The following is a 20684-nucleotide window of genomic DNA, read 5'->3' as shown; positions in this document are numbered from 1 at the left end:
TCACTCCCAATTGCGGCTCGCCTGCGCTTGCGCATGGTTGCCGAGAACCGTCACCTCCTCGATCTCCGTTTCCGCGCTCTGGAAAAAGCCGCTTGCGAGCATCACGAAGATCAGTCCGCCGACGAGCCCGAAATTCTTGAAGAAATCCCAGACATGCGAATAACCCTCGCTGTCCGACGACCAGAAGCGCGGGTAGGACCAGAAGTTATGGAACAGGAGCGCGGTGATCGCGCAGTAACCGGCAAGGATGAATGCGGCGATGCCGTCATAGAAGCCGAACACGATCATCGGCGGCGTCAACAACTCGACCGCCATGGCCGGATAGAGCAGCGCCGCGCCGCCGGGAAGCCAACCTGAGGACACCTGCTTTACCGCTGCCTCGTGATTGATGATCTTGTCGAGGAAGCTGAACGGAAAAATCCAGACGATGAAAATGCGCGCCAGCACGGGCAGCGCGTCGTTGATCAGCCAATCCATCGTCAGCCCTCCTCTCGATAGATTCGCAAGGGCGAATCCTCTGCGAAGTGAGGGCCGATCACAACCTTTAAGAGGACGATCCTTCCGGCAGTGGCACGCCGGCCTTGGCGAAGGTCTCGCGCTGGCGCCACGTCACGTCGGCGAGATCGGCGCCGGCGATGGCGTCGTTGAACAGGCGGTAATAGTTGAGCTCCGCATTGAGGTGCAGGAACACCCCGCCGAGCCCAATTGCAGCGCGGTCCATGAATACGAACTCCCGCGGCACCGTCACCGGGCCCTTCTCCTGCAGGCCCTGGTGCACCTTGAAGGCCTCTTTGCGGCCATAGCTGCCAGGCGTCCCCGTATCAGCGATGGTGCGGACCCGGTCCTCGAGCATCGGGCCATAGATGAAGTTCGCCCAGATGTTCAAAATGTCGATGAGCTCGTTTGAGAGGCCGCCAAAGCCCCAGGTCTCGTAGGCATGCACGGTGAGCGCACGGTCGTCGTTGAGAAGGCCGTGATAGAGATCTACCACGCCTTGAATGAATTTCGGCGCGAAGGTCCGCATGCAGCCATAGTCGAGCAGATTGATGCCGGCGGCCTTGCCTCCTGCATCCTCGAACACCGTGTAGTTGCCGAGATGCGGATCGCCGTGGATCACCCCGTAATGGCTGAAGGGGAACCACCAGGCGCGGAACATGGCGCGCGCGATGGCGTTGCGCTCCTCCAATGGCCGGTCCGTATAGTCGAGAAGCCTCCGCCCATCGAGCCAAGTCATGGTGAGGAGGCGCTTGGTCGACAGCTCCGGCAACACGTCCGGCACACGGATCACGGGATCGTCCTCGAAGATGAGACCGTAAAGACGGGTGTGCTTGGCCTCCAGCTCGTAGTCGAGTTCTTCACGGAGCCGCGCGGAAATTTCCTCCAGCATCTGCGAGGTCTCGATCGCGGGCTGCATGCGCCGATGCAGCGAAAACAGAATGCCGAGTTGGGAGAGGTCCGCCTCCACCGCCGACTGCATGTCCGGATATTGCAGCTTCACCGCAAGGCGGCATCCGTCATGCGCCGCCGCCCGGTGCACCTGCCCGAGCGAGGCGGACGCTGCCGCCTCGTGCTCGAACCTGGCGAATTCTGATTGCCAATCCGGTCCAAGCTCCGCCGCCATGCGCCGCCGCACGAAGGACCAGCCCATTGCCGGCGCTTGGCTCTGCAATTGGCCCAGCTCGGCGGCGTATTCGGCCGGCAATGCCTCGGGGATGGTGGCGAGAAGCTGCGCCACCTTCATGATCGGCCCTTTTAGGCCGCCCAACGCAGTGGCGAGAGCCGCCGCGTCCTTATCCCGCTCGGGATCGAGCCCAAAGAGGCGCCGCCCGGCGATACGGGCCGCCACGCCGCCGACATTGGCGCCCACCCGGCCATAGCGTTTGGCGCGTGCGGTGAACCGGTTCTTCTCGTCGTCGGATGGCTTGTCGGTCATCGGCAACAAAAAAGCTTTCACACATGGGTAAACCTTCCCTCATATAGGGACGCTTCCCGGCCGCCGCCCGCTTCTTTCGCATCTGCCGTCAAGGACTTGCCAATTCGATGACGAAAATTTTCCACGCGATTGCCGCTCTCGGTCTGGCTGGCGGCGCGGCACTTCTCGCAATCGGCGTGCTGGCCCATTGGTATCCGGCGCTCGACATCGTCAACAACGGCCTGCCCTTCCTTGCCGTTGGCGCAGGTGCCCTGCTGGCGCTCGCCTTTGCCTTGCGCTCGCGGCGGCTGATCGGGGCCACCGCCATCCTGCTCGCTGCCACGTTGATTGTGCTGCTCTTGGGCCTTCAGGGACGCGCCCCGCAAGCGCCGAGAGACGCGGAGCGGTTCTTGCGGGTGGCGACTTTCAATCTGTGGGGCCGTAACGACGACCACCTGAACCGCGTTGCCGAATTTGTGGCCGAGACGGATGCGGACGCCGTGGTGCTTGAGGAAGTTCGCCGTCACCATGGCGCCTTCGTCGACAGCCTTGGCGAGCTCTACCCGTTCCGTGTCGGTGGCAACGGCCTCTTTATTCTGTCGAAGCACCCCATACTCGCCGACGGCCAAACGGACCGGCCCGACCAGCCCCATTGGATGTCGCGCATTATCCGCTGGGTCCGGCTCGACGTGAACGGCAAGGCCGTCACACTGGCCGGCGTGCATCTGGCGCGGCCCTTCTACCCGGAACTTCAGCAAGCCGACATCGAAGCTCTCGCGCGCTTTGTGAAAGCGCAAGATGGCCCGTTGATCCTCGCCGGCGACTTCAACATGACGCCGTGGACGGTGAAGATGCGAACCTTCACGGAAGTCACGGGGCTTGGCCGCTTCAACACCTTCAATCCGACATGGCCCATGCGCTGGCGAAGCGTGCCGCTTCTGCCGCTTTTGCCCATCGACAATGTGTTTGCCTCGGCGCACTTCGCCAACATCTCGACGCGCTTGGGCCCGCGCCTCGATTCCGATCACCGTGCTGTGATCGCCGACCTCGCGCTGATCGAATAGAATCGGGCGACAGGAGGAGTACCCCCATGGCTTTGCGAACTGTTCTTGCGTTTTGCTTCGCGCTCCTATTCACCGCACCTGCACTTGGGACGCCGTCCATCGAGGTCTGGAAGTCCCCGACCTGCGGCTGCTGCGGTAAATGGGTGGAGCATCTGGAGGCGAACGGCTTTGCCGTGACGGCGAAGAACACCTCGCCCGGCATGCTCGACCGCATCAAGCGTCAGGCCGGCATCGGAGAAAAGCTCGCCTCGTGCCACACAGGACTGATCGACGGTTACTCCGTGGAAGGCCATGTCCCCGCCGCCGACATCAAGCGGCTTCTGGAAGAGCGGCCCGACGCCATTGGTCTCACTGTGCCGAAGATGCCGATCGGCTCGCCGGGCATGGAACACCCCAGCGGCGAGACCGAACCGTATGACGTGTTGCTGGTGAAGAAGGACGGCAGCACCGAGGTTTTCGCCCGGCACTGACGCGCGCGCGGCGTCTCCTTAAGCCTCGCCCTTCTCGTCCATGGCCTCGAGTTCGTCGATCAGGCCTTCGATCACCTTGAGTCCCATCGACCAGAAATGCGGCTCCGACGCATCCAGCCCAAACGGCTTGAGCAATTCCGTGTGGTGTTTGGTGCCACCGGCCGCGAGCATGTCGAGATAGCGCTCGGCGAAGCCCGCGTCCGCCTTCTCGTAGACGGCGTAGAGCGAGTTCACCAGACAATCGCCGAAGGCATAGGCGTAGACATAGAACGGCGCATGAATGAAGTGCGGGATGTAGGACCAGAAGGTCTCATATTCCGGCTTCAGCTCGATCGCAGGGCCAAGGCTCTCGCGCTGCACGTCCATCCAGAGCTCGCCGAGACGCTCGGACGTCAGTTCGCCCTCACGCCGCTCCGCATGCACCTTGCGCTCGAAACTGTAGAACGCGATCTGCCGGACGACGGTGTTGAGCATGTCCTCGACCTTGGCGGCGAGCAGCGCCTTGCGCTCCCGCTTGCTTGGCGCATTATCGAGCAGCTTGCGGAAGGTCAGCATCTCGCCGAACACGCTCGCCGTCTCGGCAAGCGTCAACGGCGTCGGCGCCATGAGCGGGCCCTGCTTATTGGCAAGCACTTGGTGCACGCCATGCCCCAGCTCGTGCGCGAGTGTCATCACGTCGCGCGGCTTGCCCTGGTAGTTCAGAAGAATAAAGGGATGCGCGCTCGGCACTGTGGGGTGTGAGAAGGCACCTTGCTGTTTGCCTTCGCGCACCGGCGCATCGATCCAGCCGTCGGTGAAGAAGCGGCCCGCGATGTCGGACATGCGCGGCGAGAAATCGCCATACGCCGTCAGCACGGTCTCACGTGCATCGTCCCAGCCGATCACCTGCTTAGGTTCTTCGGGTAGAGGCGCGTTGCGGTCCCAGTACATGAGCTTTTTCTTGCCAAGCCACTTGGCCTTCATCGCGTAGTAGCGGTGCGAGAGGCGCGGATAAGCGTCGCGCACGGCGGCGACCAGCGCGTCCACCACCTCGCGTTCGACCCGGTTGGACAGATGGCGCGCGTCGGCAACGTCCTCGAAGCCGCGCCAGCGGTCGGAAATTTCCTTGTCCTTGGCGAGCGTGTTGGTGATCAGCGTGAACAGCCGCACGTTCTCCTCGAACACCTTGCCCAGGGCCTTAGCCGCGTGTTCGCGCTTCTTCTCGTCCGCATCGAGCAGCAGATTGAGCGTCGGCTCTAGGCTGAGCTCCTCGCCGTTCACGTCGAAGCGCAGCGCCGTCATGGTCTCGTTGAACAGCCTGTCCCAAGCCCCGCGCGCGGTGACCGACTTTTCGTGGAACAACTGCTCTAGCTTGTCCTCCAGCTGATACGGCTTCTCTTTGCGCAAGTCTTCGAGCCACGGCCGGAAGTGGCCGAGCTCTGCGCCCGTCATCGCCGTTTCCAGCGCGGCGTCGTCGAGCCGGTTCAGCTCGAGCGGGAAGAACAGCAGCTTGGAGGAAATCGCCGTGATCCTCTCCTGGATGTCGCCGTAAAACTTCTGGCGCGCAGGGTCAGCGGTATTAGCGGAGTAGCGCAGGCTCGCATAGGACACGATGCGGCCAAGCAGGTCGTTCAACGCCTCGTAGCTGCGCACCGCCTCGGCCAAGGCCGCACCCCCGTTGCCGCCGTCCAGAAGGGCCGCAAGCTTGCCGGCATAACGCGTATGCATGTCGTCGGCAGCCCGCTCGGCCTGCTCGAGGTCATTCTTGAGCCTCGGTGATTCGGGAGCGTCATACAGCGCGCCCAGATCCCATTCGGGTAACTCACCGAGTGTCTTTTGGGATTTTGCCGTCTCGGCCGCGGCAAAGACGGGGAGCGGGTGCCGAAGGGGGAAGTTGCGCAACATCGATTCAAGAACCTCGTTAGCAGTGGTCAACACCTAGTGTGGGAACGCCATAGCGCCCCTGCAAGGCGCAAAGAAGACGCTTGTTTTGGCACTCCCAATCACGGTTCAGCAAGAACTTCACCAAAATCGAACTGCCATAAAGAACATGTTTACCCTTGTGGCGCACTGTTTTGGCACAGCAGGGGGCCGCTAAGGGCCAAGTGTTCGTGCCTTAAGCGCTCCTCTGACTCGTTAGTGTTTGAGTAACCAGTGAGTATTACGTCATGCCAAAGCGCGTCCTGGTCGTCGATGATGACCCAGCACAACGTCGTATTCTGGAAGAGACCATCACGCGGTTCGGCTACCACGTCGAAACTGCTGAGGGCGGCGATGCTGCTCTTGCCGCGCTGAAGGCTGATACCGCAGGCGATATCTGCCTCCTCCTTCTCGACCTCGTCATGCCCGAGACAGACGGCATGGCGGTGTTGTCGGCCATGCGGTCCTTACCGCGCAAAGCCCCGACCATCGTACAAACGGCTCACGGCAGCATCGATGCGGCTATCTCCGCCATGCGTGCCGGCGCCGTCGATTTCGTGGTGAAGCCGGCGAGCCCGGAACGGCTCGAAGTCTCCATCAAGAACGCGCTGAAGATCGAGGCCCTGGCGGGCGAGATCACGCGCATGAAGGCCACTGCCAACGGCGATCTTTCCTTCGCCAACCTGATTGGCAGCGACACCATGAAGCGCGTCATCGAACTCGGCAACCGGGCCGCCAAGTCCAGCATTCCCGTTCTCATCGAAGGTGAGTCGGGCGTCGGCAAGGAACTGATTGCCCGCGCCATTCACGGCGAGAGCGCCCGGCAAGCCAAGCCCCTCGTCACGCTCAATTGCGGTGCGATCCCCGAGAACCTGGTCGAGAGCATCCTGTTCGGCCATGAGAAGGGCTCCTTCACCGGCGCGAACGAGAAACGCATCGGCAAGTTCGTCGAAGCCGACGGCGGCACGCTGTTCCTCGACGAGATCGGCGAATTGCCGCTCGACGCTCAGGTGAAACTGCTGCGCGCGCTGCAAGAAGGCGAGATCGACCCGGTCGGATCCAAGCAGTCCGTGAAAGTCGATTTCCGGCTCATCTCGGCGACCAACCAGAACCTGATCACCATGGTGCAAGAGGGCCGCTTCCGCGAAGACCTCTACTACCGGCTCAACGTCTTCCCCATTTGGATCCCGCCCTTGCGCGAGCGCCTGGAGGACGTGCCTGAGTTGGTGCGCCACTTCACCGCGCGCTTTGCCGCCGAGGAAGGCAAGCATATCGACGGCATCGACGCCGAGGCCGCCGCCATGCTCGAGCGCTACACCTGGCCCGGCAATATCCGTCAGCTTGAGAATGCCGTGTTCCGCGCCGTCGTGCTGGCCGACACGCCAATGCTGACCGTGAACGAATTCCCGCAGATCGCGGCACACGTCGAAGGCTATGCAGTGACTGTTCCGCCCGCGCCGGCACCGAAAGATCCGGCACCGCACATCGAGGGCCCGGTCATGCTCGGACAGTCGGCCACCGCGCCCGCGACGATTCACGTGCCGTCGGGCAACGGCAAGGACAGCGTCGGCATTCCGGCGCTCAGTGACAGCGGCGACATCCGCTCATTGGAGGCCGTCGAGGCCGACATGATCCGGCTGGCCTTCGGCCGCTACCGGGGCCGCATGACGGAGATCGCCAAGCGTCTCGGCATCGGCCGGTCGACCCTTTACCGGAAGATGCGCGAGATCGGAATCGAGGCGCGGCCCAACTAATCGGGAAGAGGCCGCGCACGGGGACAAGACAAGGAAAGCGGGGAGAGGGAGCATGACGACGAGGCCAGTCCACGGGATCGCATTGACCTTGCTGTTGGCCGCGTCGCCGGCCGTCGCGGTCGAGCGAGACGCATCCGACGCCGACACTGTCGCGATCGAAATGCCGGAGCCGAAGTCGCAAGCGCGGCTGTCTGCACCAGGCAGCGTTTCCGAGACACCTGAAGCGTCTCGGACATCCGAGACAAACGAAGTTCCCAAGACACCGGCCGTCGCCGAAACCCGGCCGTCAACGACCGAGCCAATCCGGCGCGCTGTTCAGTCCCGTCTGTCGCAGTCGTTCACCGCGACGTCCACGCAGAAGAAGACCGAGAAGGGCGCTCTGGCGGAGTACTACGCCACACCGAACCAGAAACTTCTCTGGGTCGACGAGACGGGCCTCACCGCGCGCGGCAAGGCGGTTATCGCCGAGATCGAACGCGCGGACGATTACGGCCTGCGCGCGTCCGACTACACACTTCCGAACATGGCGGGTTTTGAGACGAGCGCGAGCGACGCGACGGAGAAACTTGCCGACGCCGAGATCGCCATCAGCCATGCGGTCCTCGACTACGCGCACGATGCGCGCGGCGGCAGGATCAAACCCAGCCGCATTTCGCGGAACCTGGATCCGACGCTGAACCTGCCGAAGCCCATGGAGGTAATCGAGTCTCTCTCCTTCCGCTCCGACCCGGCCGCTTACCTGCGCAGCTTCCAGCCGCAGCACCCGCAGTTCGAGTTGCTCCGCAAGAAGCTGGTCGAGCTACGCGGCGGCGGCCAGCAAGCGGCAAAACCTGAAAAGCCCAAGGTCAAGATCCCAGCCGGACAGACGCTCAAGCTCGGCATTGCGGACCCGCAAGTCGCGCTGCTCCGCACCCGTCTCGACGTACCCGCGGGCGACAACCCCGAGATGTACGACGAGGCCCTGGCTGAGGCGGTCAAACGCTTCCAGGCGGAACACAACACCGCGTCTGACGGCGCGGTCGGCCCCGGCACGCGGCGGCTTCTCAATAATCCGAGCTTGCGCGACATGGGCAGCCCGGCGCAGATCAAAAAGATTCTCCTGAACATGGAGCGTTGGCGTTGGTTGCCGCAGGACCAGGGCAGTTTCTTCGTCACCGTCAACGTGCCTGAGTTCACGCTGCGCGTGGTCAAGGACGATGAGCCGATCCACACCAGCCGCGTCGTGGTCGGCAAGCTCAAGACCCAGACGCCGATTTTCTCCAACGAAATGAAGACGGTCGTGTTCGGTCCCTACTGGAACGTTCCAACCTCGATCAAGGTCGGCGAGATCCGGCCTTATGTCCGCCCGACCGGCGGCTGGTTCGGCGGCGGTTGGAATACGTCGGTCTTCCAACGCCACGATCTACGCGTCAAATTTGGTGGACGGGAGGTCGACCCGGCATCGCTCGATTGGAACCGCGTCGACATTCGCAAGCTCCACCTCTACCAGCCCCCGGGCCCGCGCAACGTGCTCGGCCGCGTGAAGTTCGTGTTCCCGAACAAACACGACGTCTACATGCACGACACGCCGCAAAAGCATCTCTTCGCCAAGCGGGTTCGCGCCGAAAGCCATGGCTGCATGCGCGTGCAGAACCCCGACCAGCTGGCCGCGGTAATCCTGAAGCACGACAGGAGCTGGGACGACGCGCGCACGCTGTCTGCGTTCCGGTCCGGCTACAACCAGCATGTCGGCCTCAACCGCAACGTGCCCGTCTACATCACCTACTTCACCATGCGCGTGAACGAGGACGGCTCGATCACCACGTTTGGTGATCTCTACGGCCATGACGGGCGCATGCAGACCGCGCTCCTGGACGGCCGGACCGCCTATGCCGAGGCGGACGACGGGATCATCACCCAGTCAATCCCGAGACGCCGGCGCTCGGCACCGTCGAGAGACCGGTGGGAGCGCCTGCTCGACTTTTAACGAAATCGCCGCCGCCAGCACCTAAAGCAGCCACGGGCCCGCATTCGAGCGGGCCGTTTCTTTTGAAATTCTCTTGCGAATTCAGCCTATTACCCAAATTTAACCACCCCCCGTGATGCGCCGGCACGGTTAAGACCTTTGCCTTGTTTTTCGCTCATTTTATCGGAATACTGTTGCTTATCGGCCTCACCTATCAGGCAGGGGCCGGAGGCACCAAAAGAGCCTAAAGGCTTGGTGTTACTGGGGAAAGTCGGCTGCAAACGCCGGCGAGGGACGTTTACGGAAAGACGGGGATGCGCATTCGGGGGATCCATGCACGTCGCGCCATGATTGGCGCCGGAGTTCTGCTCGCAGCACTTGGCGCGGCCGTGGCGCCGAATGCCTTCGCCAGCGACACCCGCACCCTATCCCTCTACGAAATCCATACCAAAGAGCGCCTCACCGTCACCTATAAGCGCGATGGCGAGTTCGACGACGAGGCCCTTGAAAAGCTCAACTATTTCATGCGCGACTGGCGTACGGACGAACCGACCAAGATGGATCGGGAGCTGATCGATCTCATCTGGACCCTGCACACCCAGCTCGGCTCGCAAGAGCCCATCCACCTCATCTCCGGCTACCGCAGCGCCAAGACCAACGCCAAGCTCCGGCGCAGAGGCGGCGGCCAGGCCAGGAAAAGCCAGCACATCCAAGGCAGAGCCGCCGATATTCACTTCCCGGACGTGCCGGTGAAGAAGCTGCGCGCCTCCGCGCTCATCCAAGAGGTGGGCGGCGTCGGCTACTACCCCACGTCAGGTATTCCCTTCGTCCATGTGGACACGGGCCGCGTTCGCATGTGGCCGCGCATGCCGCGCCTCGAGCTCGCCGCGCTCTTCCCGGACGGCAAGACCGGATATGTCCCCCGCGACGGACGGCGGATTACCAAGAAGGACCACGAGCGGGCCCTCGCCAAAGGCATGGTGAACAAGACCTTGCTTGCCGCCGCCAACCCGGCCACGCCGCCGCCAACGCCGAAGCCGCAACCCATCATGGCGTCCTTCACACCGCCGATGGCGCTGGCACCCGCCGACAAGCCCGCCACCCCAGCCCCGCAATTGGCCAGCGCGAACGCCGGCGGCGGTGTTCTGCCTTGGCTGCAGTCGCGCCTCAGCCCTGAGCCCAAGCGCCCGGCCGTGCCGACCTACGAGAAGACGCAAGTTGTCGGGCCGCCTAAGGTCGACGACGATCATCCCGACGAGCTCAGCTACCTGCCGTTCGAGACGGCAAGCCTGATGACCGACACTTCGGTTGCCCGCAATCCGGAGATCGCGCCGCTCAGCCATCCGGAGCAGAAAGACTTGGGCTATCTCTTCGAGGACATGGACCGCCCGACCGCCTTCAAGCTCCGCCGGACCTCAGGCTATCTCGGTCTTGCCAGCGTGCAGACGTTCTCCGGCCGCGCGGTGAAGAGCCTCTATGCGGCGATCGACGCGCAAACCGGGCCCACCCGCTTGGCGCAGCGTTAGCCTCTAAGCCGCCGCCTCGGTCGCCGCAGCGCCCGCGTCAGAACCCACCTCGCCGTCCATGCCGAGCGCATGGAGATAGGTCGTAAGGACCGCATCCTCTTCGCGCCGCTTGTTGTCGTCCAACTTGCGTAAGGAGATGACCTTGCGAAGCGCCTTGGCGTCGAAGCCATTTCCCTTGGCCTCGGCATAGACCTCGCGCAAATCCGCGGCGAGCGCTGCCTTTTCTTCCTCCAGCCGCTCGATACGAGACACGAAGGCACGGAGCTGATCTTTGGCTGATGACTGAAGCGACACGTTGGGCTCCTCAAGCGTTTTTGTGATGTTTCGATGAAGACAAGCTTGGGGCCGAATCGCAGCGTCCAGCAAGGCGCAAGGCCGAGCTTTTCCCGCTTATCCAAAGCCAGAGCCCGTCCCGTCGTGCCGTTGGGCGGGAGATCGTAAATTACTGATAATACTATGCTTTTTGAGGTATCAGGAACGCTCGGTCTGGAACTTCGCCTTCCAGTCCTCGTACGGCATGCCGTAGATCAACTCCCGAGCCTCGTCCTTGGCGAGCGGCACGCCGCGCTCGTCTGCCGCCTCCAGCACCCAAGTCGACAAGCAGTTCCGGCAGAAGCCGGCGAGCTCCATCAAGTCGATGTTCTCAACGTCAGTGCGCTCGCGCAAATGCTCGACCAGCCGCCGGAAGGCCGCCGCCTCGATCTCGGTTTTCGTCGTCTCATCCATTTGCGTCGTCCTTCGCCTTGCAGAGCCCTGTGTTGGACCCATGGTGTTCGATGGTGTGCAGACCAGGTGCCGCGTTCAGCACATCGGCAATCGTTCGCGCCAAATGCGCCGCCCAGATCCCCTGGCCCTCCTCGCTCAGGATCAAATCCTGGCGTACCTCGATGAGGGCATGGGCAAGACCGCGCGACGTGGCATGGCGATAGAGGGTGTCACCCTTCAGCTGCCCCGAGTACGGCTCGTTGTCGCCGATCTCTACATCGGGAATGGTCCGCAAGGCCTCGATCAGCGGAACCGGCATACGAGGGTCCTTGTCCCACAGCACCGCGGCTGCCCACGGCCTCGGTTTTCCCTTCCAGGCCTGGGTGAAGCTGTGGATGGACACGATCACCGGCGGCTTGCCGGCGGCAATCCCTGCGTCCACCGCCCGCTCAACTGCCGCGTGATAGGGCCGGTAGAATTGGTCGAGACGGGCCTCCATCTGCTCCGCGCTCAAACCGACATTCCCCGGGACCATGAGGCCGTCGGACAACTGCATGATCAGGGTTGGGTCGTCGAGGCCGCGATTGGGATCGATCAGGAGCCGGGAGAACCGGCTCAAGACCGCGGGCGCGCCGACCATCGTGGCCAGCATTTCCGCCACGCCCTCGGCGCCCAGATCGACGGCCATATGCCGGTGGAGATCCTCGTGCCTCAGCCCTAGGTCATGGTACCCATCCGGAATGCGGTTCTGGGCGTGATCGCAGAGGATCAGCAACCCAAGGCGCGCATCCCCTTCAATGGTCCGGTATGGTTTTTCGCCCAAATCGTCTTGTACGCAGATGTCCAGTCTCAACTCCCCGGCGAGCAATCCTCGCGTTCTTCTAAACTTCCACCGCACCCCTTGCCGCCGCAACAACGAAAAGGCAAAAAGCCCCGGCTGCGACCCATTTACGCAAAGCTTTCAACGGTGTTCTATGGGTCCAGATCGGACTTATAATCGCCGCCGGTCGGTCAGAGAAATGCAACCAATTCAATGCTATCTTCTGAATTCGTTAACCGCGAATTCGGGCATGGGAACCTAATGCTTGCGAACAAGAACATCCGCAATCCAGCGCGGACCTTTACCACAGCCTGGTCTCGGTGGGGCATCGCCGCGAGCGTGGCCCTCGGCCTGACGACGGGGTTCGACGTTGCGCCCGCGCACGCCGACCTCAAGCTGTGCAACACGACCGCAAGCCGCGTCGGCGTTTCCATCGGTTACAAGGACACCGAAGGCTGGGCCAGCGAGGGGTGGTGGAATATCGCCTCCCACACCTGCGAGACCCTGCTGAAGGGTGTTCTGATCGGCCGCTTCTACTACATCCACGCCATTGACTACGATCGCGGCGGCGAATGGGCCGGCGCGCTGTTCATGTGCACGGATGACAAGTCCTTCACGATCCGCGACACCAAGGACTGCGAGAAGCGCGGCCACAAACGTACAGGTTTTTTCGAAGTCGATACGGGCGAGGAACGGGACTGGACAGTTCGCCTCACCGATCCTGATGGCGAAGCAAAGCCCCAATGAGGCGAAATCGACGGGTCAAGATCGTCGCCACGCTCGGTCCTGCCTCCACCAACGAAGAAACGATGCGGCGCCTGTTCGAAGCAGGCGCCGATGTGTTTCGCGTGAACATGAGCCACGCGCAGCACGATGCCTTGCGCGAGATCCACGGCATCGTCCGCAAACTCGAGTCCGAGTACTCGCGGCCCATTGGCATTCTGGTGGACTTACAGGGGCCCAAGCTCCGCATCGGCAAGATCGACTCCGGATCGATCCGCCTGACTCAAGGTGACATTCTGAGCTTCGTCCGCGGCGAGGACGTGGGCAATTTGGGCCGCATTCAGTTGCCCCACCCCGAGATATTTGAATCCGTGGAGAAGGGCCACACGCTGCTGCTCGACGACGGCAAGTTGAAGCTGCGCGTGGTCGAGGCCAGCGACGTGCGTATCGACGCAGAAGTGCTCAGCTCCGGCCTGCTGGGCAGCCGCAAGGGCATCAGCCTGCCCGATACCGTGTTGCCCATGGGCGCCTTGACCGACAAAGATCGCGCGGACATCGAATGCGCCATGTCGTTGGGCGTCGCGTGGATGGCGCTGTCCTTCGTGCAGCGGCCAGAGGATATTGCCGAAGCGCGCAAGCTCAGCCGCGGCCGCACCTCCATCATGGCCAAGATCGAGAAACCCACTGCGATCAACCACTTGAAGGAGATCGTCGATCTCGCCGACGGGATCATGGTGGCACGCGGCGATCTCGGCGTGGAAATGCCGGTCGAGAAAGTCCCGGGGCTTCAGAAGCAAATCAGCCGCGCGGCACGCAATGCCGGCAAACCGGTGGTCGTCGCCACCCAGATGCTGGAGTCGATGATCTATGCGCCGGTGCCGACCCGGGCCGAGGTCTCCGACGTCGCCACGGCGGTGTTCGAAGGGGCCGATGCGGTCATGCTCTCGGCGGAATCGGCGGTCGGCAAATATCCCGTTGATGCTGTCGCCACCATGAACCGGATTGCCGTCGAGGTGGAACACGATCCGCTCCATGCCGCCATCATCCATGCCCAGCGCATCGATCCGACGGCGACGGACGCCGACGCGATCTCCGCGGCCGCGCGCACGGTCGCCGAGACTCTCAATCTCGCGGCGATCGTCTGCTACACCGCATCGGGCTCCACATCGTTGCGCGCCGCCCGCGAACGGCCGCAACAGCCGATCCTTGCGCTGACGCCAATTCCCGCGACGGGCCGCAAGCTGGCAATCGTTTGGGGGCTTCACTGCGTGCTGACGGACGACCCGCGCAATCTGGACGACATGGTCGCCAAGGCCTGCCGCATTGCCTATCAGGAAGGCTTCGCGCTTCCGGGCGAGCAGGTCATCATCACCGCCGGCGTCCCTCTTGGAAAGTCGGGCGCCACGAACCTGCTGCGCATTGCCGAGGTGGACCCAGGCACCGACGAGTAGCTTGGGTGGGACTTAGATGTCTTTGACTTAGATATCTTCGACTTAGATGTCTTGGCCTTCGACTTCGCGCTTAAGCGCGTCGACGCCGGCCTGCGCATCCTCCAAGAAGGGATTGACCGCAAGCGCCCGGCGATAGGCTTCGAGCGCCTCCTTCTTGGCACCGAGTTGCTCCAGCAATAGCCCGAGATCGGCAATGGCGCGGTAGTGCTTGGCGTCCAGATTGAGGGCCCGGCGAAGATCGGAAAGGGCGCGCTCGGGCTTGCCCTTCAGCACGTTCACCTTCGCGCGCAGATACCAAGCCTCGGCCTCGTCCGGCGCGATGTCGACAACGGCATCGAGAACCGCAAGCGAGAGATCGATCTCCGCTTCCTTGGCAAATCGGGCCGCGCGGCTCATCAAGAGATCAACGGTGTCGCTTCCGGACACCATCCACAAATCCTCGATAGCTTCCATGATCGGCTCAGCCGCGGTCGCGCTCCGCGCCGCGCCCAGCTTCTCATAAAGCTCCGCCAGCAGTTTCGGCCGCTGCGCCGGATCGAACGGCGCGCCGCCAAGACTGGGATCAAGACTGGGATCAAGATCAAGACCGAGTTCTAGCTCATCCTGGGAACCGTCGGCCGATTGGCCCGCGCCGGGCTCCAAGCCCTCCAGGCCCGGAAGATCGAGCCCCTCCAAGGCTGGGTCGTCCGCAGGCGGGCGCGCCTCGTCGGTCTCCTCGTCGAAGTGCTCAAAGAATTGCGCCAACACGAGCGGTGGGCTGGCAAAGGCGGTGCCCGCGAAGGACACCGAAAGCGCCAATACGAAGAGGCCCGCGAAACGTCTTACTGTGGACATGCTGAAAAAATACGGGGCCCGCTAGGGCCCCGTCAAAGCAATTCGTCCTGAAAGTCCCAGAAGACGCCTCCTGGGCTGGAACCGCGCGCTTAGCCCTGGCGGGCCTTGAAGCGCCGGTTGGTCTTGTTGATCACGTAAAGCCGGCCGCGGCGGCGCACCACCCGGTTGTTCCGATGGCGCTTACGCAGGGCCCTCAGCGAATTCTTGATCTTCATGACACGCCATCCATTCGGCTGAATAAAGTCCAGGCGGCCCTCGTCAAAAGGCCGCCCTCGAAATTTGGCCGGACCATAAGAAGGCAGGCGATGCCTGTCAACCAACGGGCCGGAAGCGAAAAACGCCCCCGCGACCGTGGATGGCCGCCGGGGCGTTAGGTCGAAAAATGCCTTGGAGCGCCTAGTCTTCCTCGACCTTCTTGATGACCTTGAAGTCCTTGTCGAGATAAACTTCGTACTGCTTTCTGTCCTCGCAGATGACATCCTCGGCCTCGTAGCCGCTCTTCTCCGCCTCGATCTCGCTGTCAGCAACTGTGCAGCCCATCGCCTGAATGGCCTTCTGCACGCCCTCGATTTCCTGCTCGGTGAGCGCCCTGTCGTCGGCAAAGGCGGACGTCGCCATGGCAAAGGTAAGAGCAAAAGCAGCCGCTAGAATTTTCATGTGTGCTACCTCCATTGAACCAAACCCTCATATGGGGAACCGGACAATCGGGCGGGAGACTTTCGTACCGCGACTTTCCTGAACATTTCTTAATCTTAGGGGCAGCGCGTGAGCCCCCCCACGGAACCAAGAACGGCCCCGATGCGTTTGGCATGGGAGAGGTCGTTAGGTCCGGGGGTCTCCCATGCATACCGACACTTATCTTTTCGTGGTTTGTGCACGCCGCAATGCGAGCAGCATTTTCGGGGCGGCATCGAACCCTGTGATGCGGAACGGCAAACTCCTCTGTTTCAAGACCGAAGCCAGGGCGCGCGCCGAGCGCGATCGGCTGACCGCCCGCTTGGGCGAGGCCCATGTGCGCTACAGCGTCAGGCCGGTCCATGTTCAGCTTAAACCGCCGCACGAGGCCGCCAAGGTAGAGGCTGCCCCGCCCTCACGCGCCATGCCTATGCCTGAGGCCGCGTAGCGGGGACTCTGGCTTTCGCCAAAACAGGCTCCTATCCTGAACGCCATGCGTTCTTGGATCATTAGGGGCCTCACACAATGCAGCGATATCGCCTCATGGCGCAAAACGCACTCTGCGCCATCGCCACGATATTCTTCACAGCCGTGTTTGCGGCCGGCGTCGCGATGAGCGCTGACATCTCGCTTGCAGGATCGGAATGGGGATTTGCCAACGAGACGGGCAAACCGGCCCGCTACATCCAGTTCGCCGAGGACCAGGCCAGCGGCAATCTCGGGTGCAACCGTTTCACGGGCGGATATTCCTTCAAAGACGGCGAACTGAACTTCAGGCCCTTGGCGTCCACGAGGATGGCCTGCGCGCCCGAGGCCATGAAACGCGAGCAAGAGTTCGCCGCCCTTCTCTCCAAAGTTCGCTTTGCCGAAGCGACCCACTTGAAGCTCGTCCTCAAGGATGCGGATGGCGAAGTCCTAGCCGAACTGGTGCGGCGCGAACCCGACTAGGCGGCCTCGCCGCGTTCCGGCCTTGCCGCGTTAACGACTCGGTAAGAAATGGAGCGATAGCCTTTTGGGGCTCAACCGAACGGGAAGTTAACAAAACAGGCGTTTTTCGCCCGGCCAGGAAAGGGCTCCTGGTCGGGCTTTTATTTGCCTTCCTACCAAAACACTGGTGCCAGGAGCGTCACCCCGGCGGCAATAATCGCCGCGCCGAGGAAGGTGAGCAGCGCCCCTGCCCGGATCATCTGCGGGATCGTGACATAACCCGTCCCGAACACGAGTGTGTTGGGAGGCGTGGCCACGGGAAGCATGTAGGCGGACGACGCCGCGAGCGCGATGGGAAAGACGATCAGCAGCGGCGCAATGTCAGACCCGAGCGCCAAGCTTCCGGCGATGGGTAGAAACGCCGCGGCCGTCGCCGCGTTGCTCATCCACTCCGTGAGCAATGCGACCAGCAAGGCTACGCCGAAAACGAGCACGACCAGGGGCATGCTGTGGAGGAAGGACAGGCCATTGCCCATCCACGTGGCCAGCTGCGAGACTTCGATCGCCTTGGCCAAACTCAAACCGCCCCCAAAGAGTATCAAGACCTCCCATGGCACTTTGCGCACGGCCATCCGGCCGAGCAGAAAGGTCCGCTCTCGCCAATTGGCCGGCACAACGAAGAGCGCAATCGCGCCGGCGATGGCAATCCCCGTGTCCGTGAGGCCAGCTCCAAGCCAATCGTGAACCAGCGGGCGAAAGATCCACGCGGCGGCAACAACGGCGAATATGATCGCGACCCGCCGCTCCGGCACGCTCATGGGTCCCATCTCGCGCAACATCTCGCCGGCCACATCGGTCTTCGCCTCACCGAGACTGTTCGATATCGGGAAGGCAATCCTGGTCAGCACCAGATAGGCCAAGCCGAGCAGGACGACGGCGATGGGAAGCGCGACGGCCATCCACCCCGCGAAGGTCAACTCGATTCCAAAGGTCTGATCGAGATAGCTCGCGGCCAGAAGGTTCGTCGGTGAACCGACGAGCGACCCCATTCCACCGATTGAAGCGGCATAGGCAATGCCCAACACCATTGCTGTCGCGAAGTTCGTTGCCTCGCGGCTGCCGGCCTTCCCATCCGGGACGACCGCGCCGATCAGCGAGATCGCAATCGGAAGCACCATGATGGTCGTCGCGGTGTTGGTGATCCACATGCTCAAGAACGCGGTCGCCAACATCTTGCCCGCAACGAGGTTCGTTGGGCGGCCGCCGAAGCACATGATGGTGTGAAGGGCGATACGCCGGTGCAGGTTCCACCGCTCGAGAGCAAGTCCAATGAGGAACCCGCCCAACATCAGGAACACCACGGGATGACCGAAAGGCGTTGCGGCCTGGCGCACATCCAAAACGCCAAAAAGCGGCAGAAGAACCAAAGGCAGCAAGGCCGTCACGAAGAGCGGCACGGCTTCGGTCGCCCACCAAACAGCCATCCAAACGGCAAGAGCAGCCACAGCCCAACCGGGCTCCGACAAGCCGGACGGCGGTGGGCTCACCGCAAGGGCTGCGAAACAGACGGGCCCCGCAACGAGACCAATCAATTGACGCAATGAAAGGCGGTCCGAGATTTGCTCTGGCTCGGGCATGTCTCACGAGGTTCGAAGGCTTCGAGCTGAATCAAGCAACACTATGCGCAGATGGGATCAATTGCCAAAATGCCACCCGGCCAGCGCCCGCTTACGACGTCCCGTCCATTCCGGCGTCCTTTTCCCACAGCTTTGGAGCCTCGCCCCGGAACTAATTTTGGCGGGGGCGCGTTGAGGCGGCAGGCAAAGGGGACCGGGCCGCATTGAGAGATCAGAGGGGTGGATCGATGCTTCTCTCTCACGCCGACCAGCAGACCATCGAAAGGGTCGTCGCCAGGGCCAGCGGCGTCCGGCGCAACGCCTTACGCGCAGAGGCCAGAACCGCCCTTACGCATCTAAGCAAAACGCTGGCACAGAGAATTCTCTTTCTTGAAGAGACCAAGGCCGCGGAGACCGCCATCGAGCTGCTCGTGCGGATCGAGGCGATCGAAAAGGACAAAGGCTGGTGGTTTCGGTTCAAGCGGCGCGTGCAGCTGACCCAGATCTACCTGGGCAGTCCAGCGCCAACGCCAGGGCCGGTCACGCAAATGCCGACCGAGGCCGGCGGCGACGCAGTCAAACTCATGAAGCTGATCGAGCTGGCGGCGAACAAATATCTGTTCATGCCGCAAGATGCATTGATGATGGCGCTCGCGGCGGATTTTCCCAGCGCGTGTTACGGCTTCGATCTCGACGCCGTGACCTTCGTCTTCCCCGCCATGCCTGAATTCTACTTTACGCTCAGCGAGAACGAAGGCGCAAAAAGCATCTGTGTGACGGGGCGCGGCCAGTACACGGGCTTCACGCTGTTCGTTCCCGGCCGCGGCTATTGGCATTGCTCCGCGCTACACGAACCGACAGTTACGCCTGCGAGAGCGCTCGCGCGGGCGATAGAGCGAAAGTTCGGCATTCGGGATGTGTCGCGTAGTTTCGAGCCCGAATGGGCGGACCATCCCGGCGAGATGATGGAGGCCGCACGGGCCTCATGAACGGGAATGGTGGGCGGTACTGGGATCGAACCAGTGACCCCTACAATGTCAACGTCGCGAGCTAAGCGAAGACGCTGGTGAAACTGCGGTTTTTGGCGGGAGCGTACGGGGACGGACGGGGAACGGCGGGAGAACGAAGTAGCTATTTCCGCCAAGTTTCCGCCAAGTCGGCCTGCATGTCCCCTCGGCCCCTCGAAGACGCTCATCCAGCCTGAAGATGCTCATCCAGCCTGAAGATGCTCATCCCATTGAGGTGAACCCCTTCGAAGGAGTTGACCACCTTTTTTAGCGGGAATGACGGGTGGGACGCCGAACTAAGCCGACGCCCCCATCTAGTCAGTGTCTATTCGTCGTCGCCGTTATCGTCGTCGTCGCTGTCGTCGTCCTCGTCATCATCATCGTCGCTGTCGTCCGCATCCTCCTCGTCGCCGTGTTCCATGGCTACAATGATGGACTTGGCATCTTTCGCCTCCTCATCCGAAGCGGCATAACTCGTTGATGGAACTGATGCCCATCCAAATAGCAGAGCGATGGCGAATACTAGAGCACTCAGCAGCTTTACCATTCTCAGTTCCTCCCTGGTTCTGCGCAGCCCGATGCCGCGCGAAATCCAATCATAAACGGTCGGATTTTGTGCGACAAATCCTGAGTGGAGTGTCAGGCAAAAAAGGAGCCCCGTCGGGGGAAACGCGGCTTCTCACGGTTCTTGGGGGGAACCTTTCGACGGGTGGGGGCGCGTCTGAAGCGCCATGATACGCTCTACTGGCCCTCGCGGATTACTTACAAAATAGCAATCTTACGGTCCGTTTTGCCGCACCCCTGCCCACTTTGGATCATTCGATGAGGGCGATGGATACGGAGGAGTGAGAAAGCCTCTGCCTTTCGTGGCGGGGCTTTCTCCGTTTTGAGAGCTACTCCCTAGAGGCAGCCCACTGCTCGGCCTTGTGGGATAGGCCGGCTTCAAGCGGGGCTCTCACGGGATGAGTAGACCATGTTGGAACGGGAGCGTGACGCGTTACTAACTACGAGACACTATGGCGCTCCCGCCAAATGCCCACCGCAGGGAGGGGGGCAGCTCTTTGAGATGGGGTGGTATGGGACTCAACGGTGACTATCTAAGGCGGTCGCGTCCCCACGATAGTGGCCAGCAACATCCATTGTGCAATGCACCATAAACCGCTTGCAGTTTATTGTGCAATGCACCATATAGGTCACATCATCAACCAGACCGCCAAAGCGGTGCCGCATACATAAGAGGTACGAAATGACCGAACACTCCAAGATTGCTGATGAGTTTCAGAAGGCCGGCAAGGATAGCTTTGAAGCCGTAGCCCGCTCTTACGGCGACGCAAACAAGGGCTTCCAGGCGATTGT

The 20684-nt window shown here is 62.1% G+C and carries 21 protein-coding genes; 10 read left to right on the top strand and 11 right to left on the bottom strand.

All coding sequences use genetic code 11. The features are described 5' to 3' along the window. Together ABY454_RS07865 and ABY454_RS07860 are read right to left on the bottom strand one after the other, a co-directional pair. Positions 1-477 (bottom strand): DoxX family protein, encoded by a 477-nt coding sequence (locus ABY454_RS07865; RefSeq protein ID WP_372929641.1) that lies wholly within the window; start codon positions 475-477, stop codon positions 1-3. A gap of 67 nt (positions 478-544) precedes the next feature. Then, positions 545-1933 carry an ABC1 kinase family protein gene (locus ABY454_RS07860; RefSeq protein ID WP_372929639.1) on the bottom strand — a complete coding sequence of 463 codons (1389 nt, stop codon included), beginning with the start codon at positions 1931-1933 and terminating at the stop codon, positions 545-547. 107 nt (positions 1934-2040) lie between these two features. Here ABY454_RS07860 and ABY454_RS07855 point away from each other — a divergent pair, with 107 nt between their 5' ends. Both ABY454_RS07855 and ABY454_RS07850 read left to right on the top strand, forming a co-directional pair. Further along, positions 2041-2976, top strand: coding sequence for an endonuclease/exonuclease/phosphatase family protein (locus ABY454_RS07855; RefSeq protein WP_372929638.1), 936 nt, complete (start codon positions 2041-2043; stop codon positions 2974-2976). Between the two features lie 26 nt (positions 2977-3002). After that, a complete protein-coding gene (locus ABY454_RS07850) occupies positions 3003-3446 on the top strand; it encodes a DUF411 domain-containing protein (protein WP_372929637.1) in 444 nt (147 codons plus the stop codon). 18 nt (positions 3447-3464) lie between these two features. On the opposite strand, the gene ABY454_RS07845 is transcribed toward ABY454_RS07850, so the two are convergent. Continuing rightward, a complete protein-coding gene (locus ABY454_RS07845; protein WP_372929635.1) occupies positions 3465-5330 on the bottom strand; it encodes a M3 family oligoendopeptidase in 1866 nt (621 codons plus the stop codon). A gap of 263 nt (positions 5331-5593) precedes the next feature. Here ABY454_RS07845 and ABY454_RS07840 point away from each other — a divergent pair, with 263 nt between their 5' ends. The 3 genes from ABY454_RS07840 to ABY454_RS07830 all read left to right on the top strand — a co-directional run bounded on the left by ABY454_RS07840 (position 5594) and on the right by ABY454_RS07830 (position 10570). Further along, the gene (locus ABY454_RS07840; RefSeq protein ID WP_372929634.1) at positions 5594-7099 is read left to right on the top strand and encodes a sigma-54-dependent transcriptional regulator; all 1506 of its coding nucleotides are present in this window, start codon (positions 5594-5596) and stop codon (positions 7097-7099) included. A gap of 52 nt (positions 7100-7151) precedes the next feature. Continuing rightward, the gene (locus ABY454_RS07835) at positions 7152-9065 is read left to right on the top strand and encodes a murein L,D-transpeptidase (RefSeq protein WP_372929633.1); all 1914 of its coding nucleotides are present in this window, start codon (positions 7152-7154) and stop codon (positions 9063-9065) included. 293 nt (positions 9066-9358) lie between these two features. Beyond that, a complete protein-coding gene (locus ABY454_RS07830; RefSeq protein WP_372929632.1) occupies positions 9359-10570 on the top strand; it encodes a DUF882 domain-containing protein in 1212 nt (403 codons plus the stop codon). 3 nt (positions 10571-10573) lie between these two features. Here ABY454_RS07830 and ABY454_RS07825 read toward each other — a convergent pair whose 3' ends face one another. The 3 genes from ABY454_RS07825 to ABY454_RS07815 all read right to left on the bottom strand — a co-directional run bounded on the left by ABY454_RS07825 (position 10574) and on the right by ABY454_RS07815 (position 12050). Next, positions 10574-10864, bottom strand: coding sequence for a DUF2312 domain-containing protein (locus ABY454_RS07825; RefSeq protein ID WP_372929631.1), 291 nt, complete (start codon positions 10862-10864; stop codon positions 10574-10576). A gap of 177 nt (positions 10865-11041) precedes the next feature. Beyond that, complete coding sequence (locus ABY454_RS07820; RefSeq protein WP_372929630.1) at positions 11042-11296, bottom strand: DUF1244 domain-containing protein; 255 nt, start codon at positions 11294-11296, stop codon at positions 11042-11044. Then, on the bottom strand, positions 11289-12050 hold the full coding sequence (locus ABY454_RS07815) for an N-formylglutamate amidohydrolase (RefSeq protein ID WP_372929657.1): 762 nt from the start codon (positions 12048-12050) through the stop codon (positions 11289-11291). The genes ABY454_RS07820 and ABY454_RS07815 overlap by 8 nt, the downstream gene beginning before the upstream one ends. Before the next feature lie 306 nt (positions 12051-12356). Here ABY454_RS07815 and ABY454_RS07810 point away from each other — a divergent pair, with 306 nt between their 5' ends. Together ABY454_RS07810 and pyk are read left to right on the top strand one after the other, a co-directional pair. Next, the gene (locus ABY454_RS07810; protein ID WP_372929629.1) at positions 12357-12842 is read left to right on the top strand and encodes a DUF1036 domain-containing protein; all 486 of its coding nucleotides are present in this window, start codon (positions 12357-12359) and stop codon (positions 12840-12842) included. Further along, positions 12839-14269, top strand: coding sequence for a pyruvate kinase (pyk, locus tag ABY454_RS07805; RefSeq protein WP_372929628.1), 1431 nt, complete (start codon positions 12839-12841; stop codon positions 14267-14269). Before ABY454_RS07810 ends, pyk begins: the two co-directional genes overlap by 4 nt. A gap of 42 nt (positions 14270-14311) precedes the next feature. On the opposite strand, the gene ABY454_RS07800 is transcribed toward pyk, so the two are convergent. From ABY454_RS07800 to ABY454_RS07790, 3 genes are all read right to left on the bottom strand, one after another. Continuing rightward, a complete protein-coding gene (locus tag ABY454_RS07800; RefSeq protein ID WP_372929627.1) occupies positions 14312-15103 on the bottom strand; it encodes a hypothetical protein in 792 nt (263 codons plus the stop codon). 89 nt (positions 15104-15192) lie between these two features. After that, on the bottom strand, positions 15193-15318 hold the full coding sequence (ykgO, locus tag ABY454_RS07795) for a type B 50S ribosomal protein L36 (protein ID WP_370534772.1): 126 nt from the start codon (positions 15316-15318) through the stop codon (positions 15193-15195). Positions 15319-15499: 181 nt separating this feature from the next. Beyond that, positions 15500-15760 (bottom strand): PepSY domain-containing protein, encoded by a 261-nt coding sequence (locus ABY454_RS07790; protein ID WP_372929626.1) that lies wholly within the window; start codon positions 15758-15760, stop codon positions 15500-15502. 184 nt (positions 15761-15944) lie between these two features. Here ABY454_RS07790 and ABY454_RS07785 point away from each other — a divergent pair, with 184 nt between their 5' ends. Next, the gene (locus tag ABY454_RS07785) at positions 15945-16226 is read left to right on the top strand and encodes a hypothetical protein (protein WP_372929625.1); all 282 of its coding nucleotides are present in this window, start codon (positions 15945-15947) and stop codon (positions 16224-16226) included. Positions 16227-16303: 77 nt separating this feature from the next. Further along, on the top strand, positions 16304-16726 hold the full coding sequence (locus ABY454_RS07780; protein ID WP_372929624.1) for an META domain-containing protein: 423 nt from the start codon (positions 16304-16306) through the stop codon (positions 16724-16726). Between the two features lie 152 nt (positions 16727-16878). Here the strand turns inward: ABY454_RS07780 and ABY454_RS07775 are convergent, their stop codons facing one another. Next, positions 16879-18342, bottom strand: coding sequence for a DASS family sodium-coupled anion symporter (locus tag ABY454_RS07775; RefSeq protein WP_372929623.1), 1464 nt, complete (start codon positions 18340-18342; stop codon positions 16879-16881). A gap of 227 nt (positions 18343-18569) precedes the next feature. On the opposite strand from ABY454_RS07775, the gene ABY454_RS07770 reads away from it, so the two are divergent. Next, positions 18570-19310: a hypothetical protein gene (locus ABY454_RS07770; RefSeq protein WP_372929622.1), complete on the top strand. Its 741-nt coding sequence runs from the start codon at positions 18570-18572 to the stop codon at positions 19308-19310. A 343-nt stretch (positions 19311-19653) separates the two neighbouring features. On the opposite strand, the gene ABY454_RS07765 is transcribed toward ABY454_RS07770, so the two are convergent. After that, the gene (locus ABY454_RS07765) at positions 19654-19875 is read right to left on the bottom strand and encodes a hypothetical protein (protein ID WP_372929621.1); all 222 of its coding nucleotides are present in this window, start codon (positions 19873-19875) and stop codon (positions 19654-19656) included. Positions 19876-20684 lie beyond the last annotated feature (809 nt).

This window comes from Methyloceanibacter sp., from assembly GCF_041573655.1.
Taxonomy (GTDB): domain Bacteria; phylum Pseudomonadota; class Alphaproteobacteria; order Rhizobiales; family Methyloligellaceae; genus Methyloceanibacter.
The sequence above is the reverse complement of the archived record's forward strand: the minus strand, read 5'-3'. Positions and strand labels throughout refer to the sequence as shown.

Coding starts and splice junctions, on each gene's coding strand:
- ABY454_RS07865 (WP_372929641.1), bottom strand. CDS start 477: ATGGATTGGCTGATCAACGACGCGCTGCCCGTGCTGGCGCGCATTTTC.
- ABY454_RS07860 (WP_372929639.1), bottom strand. CDS start 1,933: ATGACCGACAAGCCATCCGACGACGAGAAGAACCGGTTCACCGCACGC.
- ABY454_RS07855 (WP_372929638.1), top strand. CDS start 2,041: ATGACGAAAATTTTCCACGCGATTGCCGCTCTCGGTCTGGCTGGCGGC.
- ABY454_RS07850 (WP_372929637.1), top strand. CDS start 3,003: ATGGCTTTGCGAACTGTTCTTGCGTTTTGCTTCGCGCTCCTATTCACC.
- ABY454_RS07845 (WP_372929635.1), bottom strand. CDS start 5,330: ATGTTGCGCAACTTCCCCCTTCGGCACCCGCTCCCCGTCTTTGCCGCG.
- ABY454_RS07840 (WP_372929634.1), top strand. CDS start 5,594: ATGCCAAAGCGCGTCCTGGTCGTCGATGATGACCCAGCACAACGTCGT.
- ABY454_RS07835 (WP_372929633.1), top strand. CDS start 7,152: ATGACGACGAGGCCAGTCCACGGGATCGCATTGACCTTGCTGTTGGCC.
- ABY454_RS07830 (WP_372929632.1), top strand. CDS start 9,359: ATGCGCATTCGGGGGATCCATGCACGTCGCGCCATGATTGGCGCCGGA.
- ABY454_RS07820 (WP_372929630.1), bottom strand. CDS start 11,296: ATGGATGAGACGACGAAAACCGAGATCGAGGCGGCGGCCTTCCGGCGG.
- ABY454_RS07810 (WP_372929629.1), top strand. CDS start 12,357: ATGCTTGCGAACAAGAACATCCGCAATCCAGCGCGGACCTTTACCACA.
- pyk (WP_372929628.1), top strand. CDS start 12,839: ATGAGGCGAAATCGACGGGTCAAGATCGTCGCCACGCTCGGTCCTGCC.
- ABY454_RS07800 (WP_372929627.1), bottom strand. CDS start 15,103: ATGTCCACAGTAAGACGTTTCGCGGGCCTCTTCGTATTGGCGCTTTCG.
- ykgO (WP_370534772.1), bottom strand. CDS start 15,318: ATGAAGATCAAGAATTCGCTGAGGGCCCTGCGTAAGCGCCATCGGAAC.
- ABY454_RS07790 (WP_372929626.1), bottom strand. CDS start 15,760: ATGAAAATTCTAGCGGCTGCTTTTGCTCTTACCTTTGCCATGGCGACG.
- ABY454_RS07785 (WP_372929625.1), top strand. CDS start 15,945: ATGCATACCGACACTTATCTTTTCGTGGTTTGTGCACGCCGCAATGCG.
- ABY454_RS07780 (WP_372929624.1), top strand. CDS start 16,304: ATGCAGCGATATCGCCTCATGGCGCAAAACGCACTCTGCGCCATCGCC.
- ABY454_RS07775 (WP_372929623.1), bottom strand. CDS start 18,342: ATGCCCGAGCCAGAGCAAATCTCGGACCGCCTTTCATTGCGTCAATTG.
- ABY454_RS07770 (WP_372929622.1), top strand. CDS start 18,570: ATGCTTCTCTCTCACGCCGACCAGCAGACCATCGAAAGGGTCGTCGCC.
- ABY454_RS07765 (WP_372929621.1), bottom strand. CDS start 19,875: ATGGTAAAGCTGCTGAGTGCTCTAGTATTCGCCATCGCTCTGCTATTT.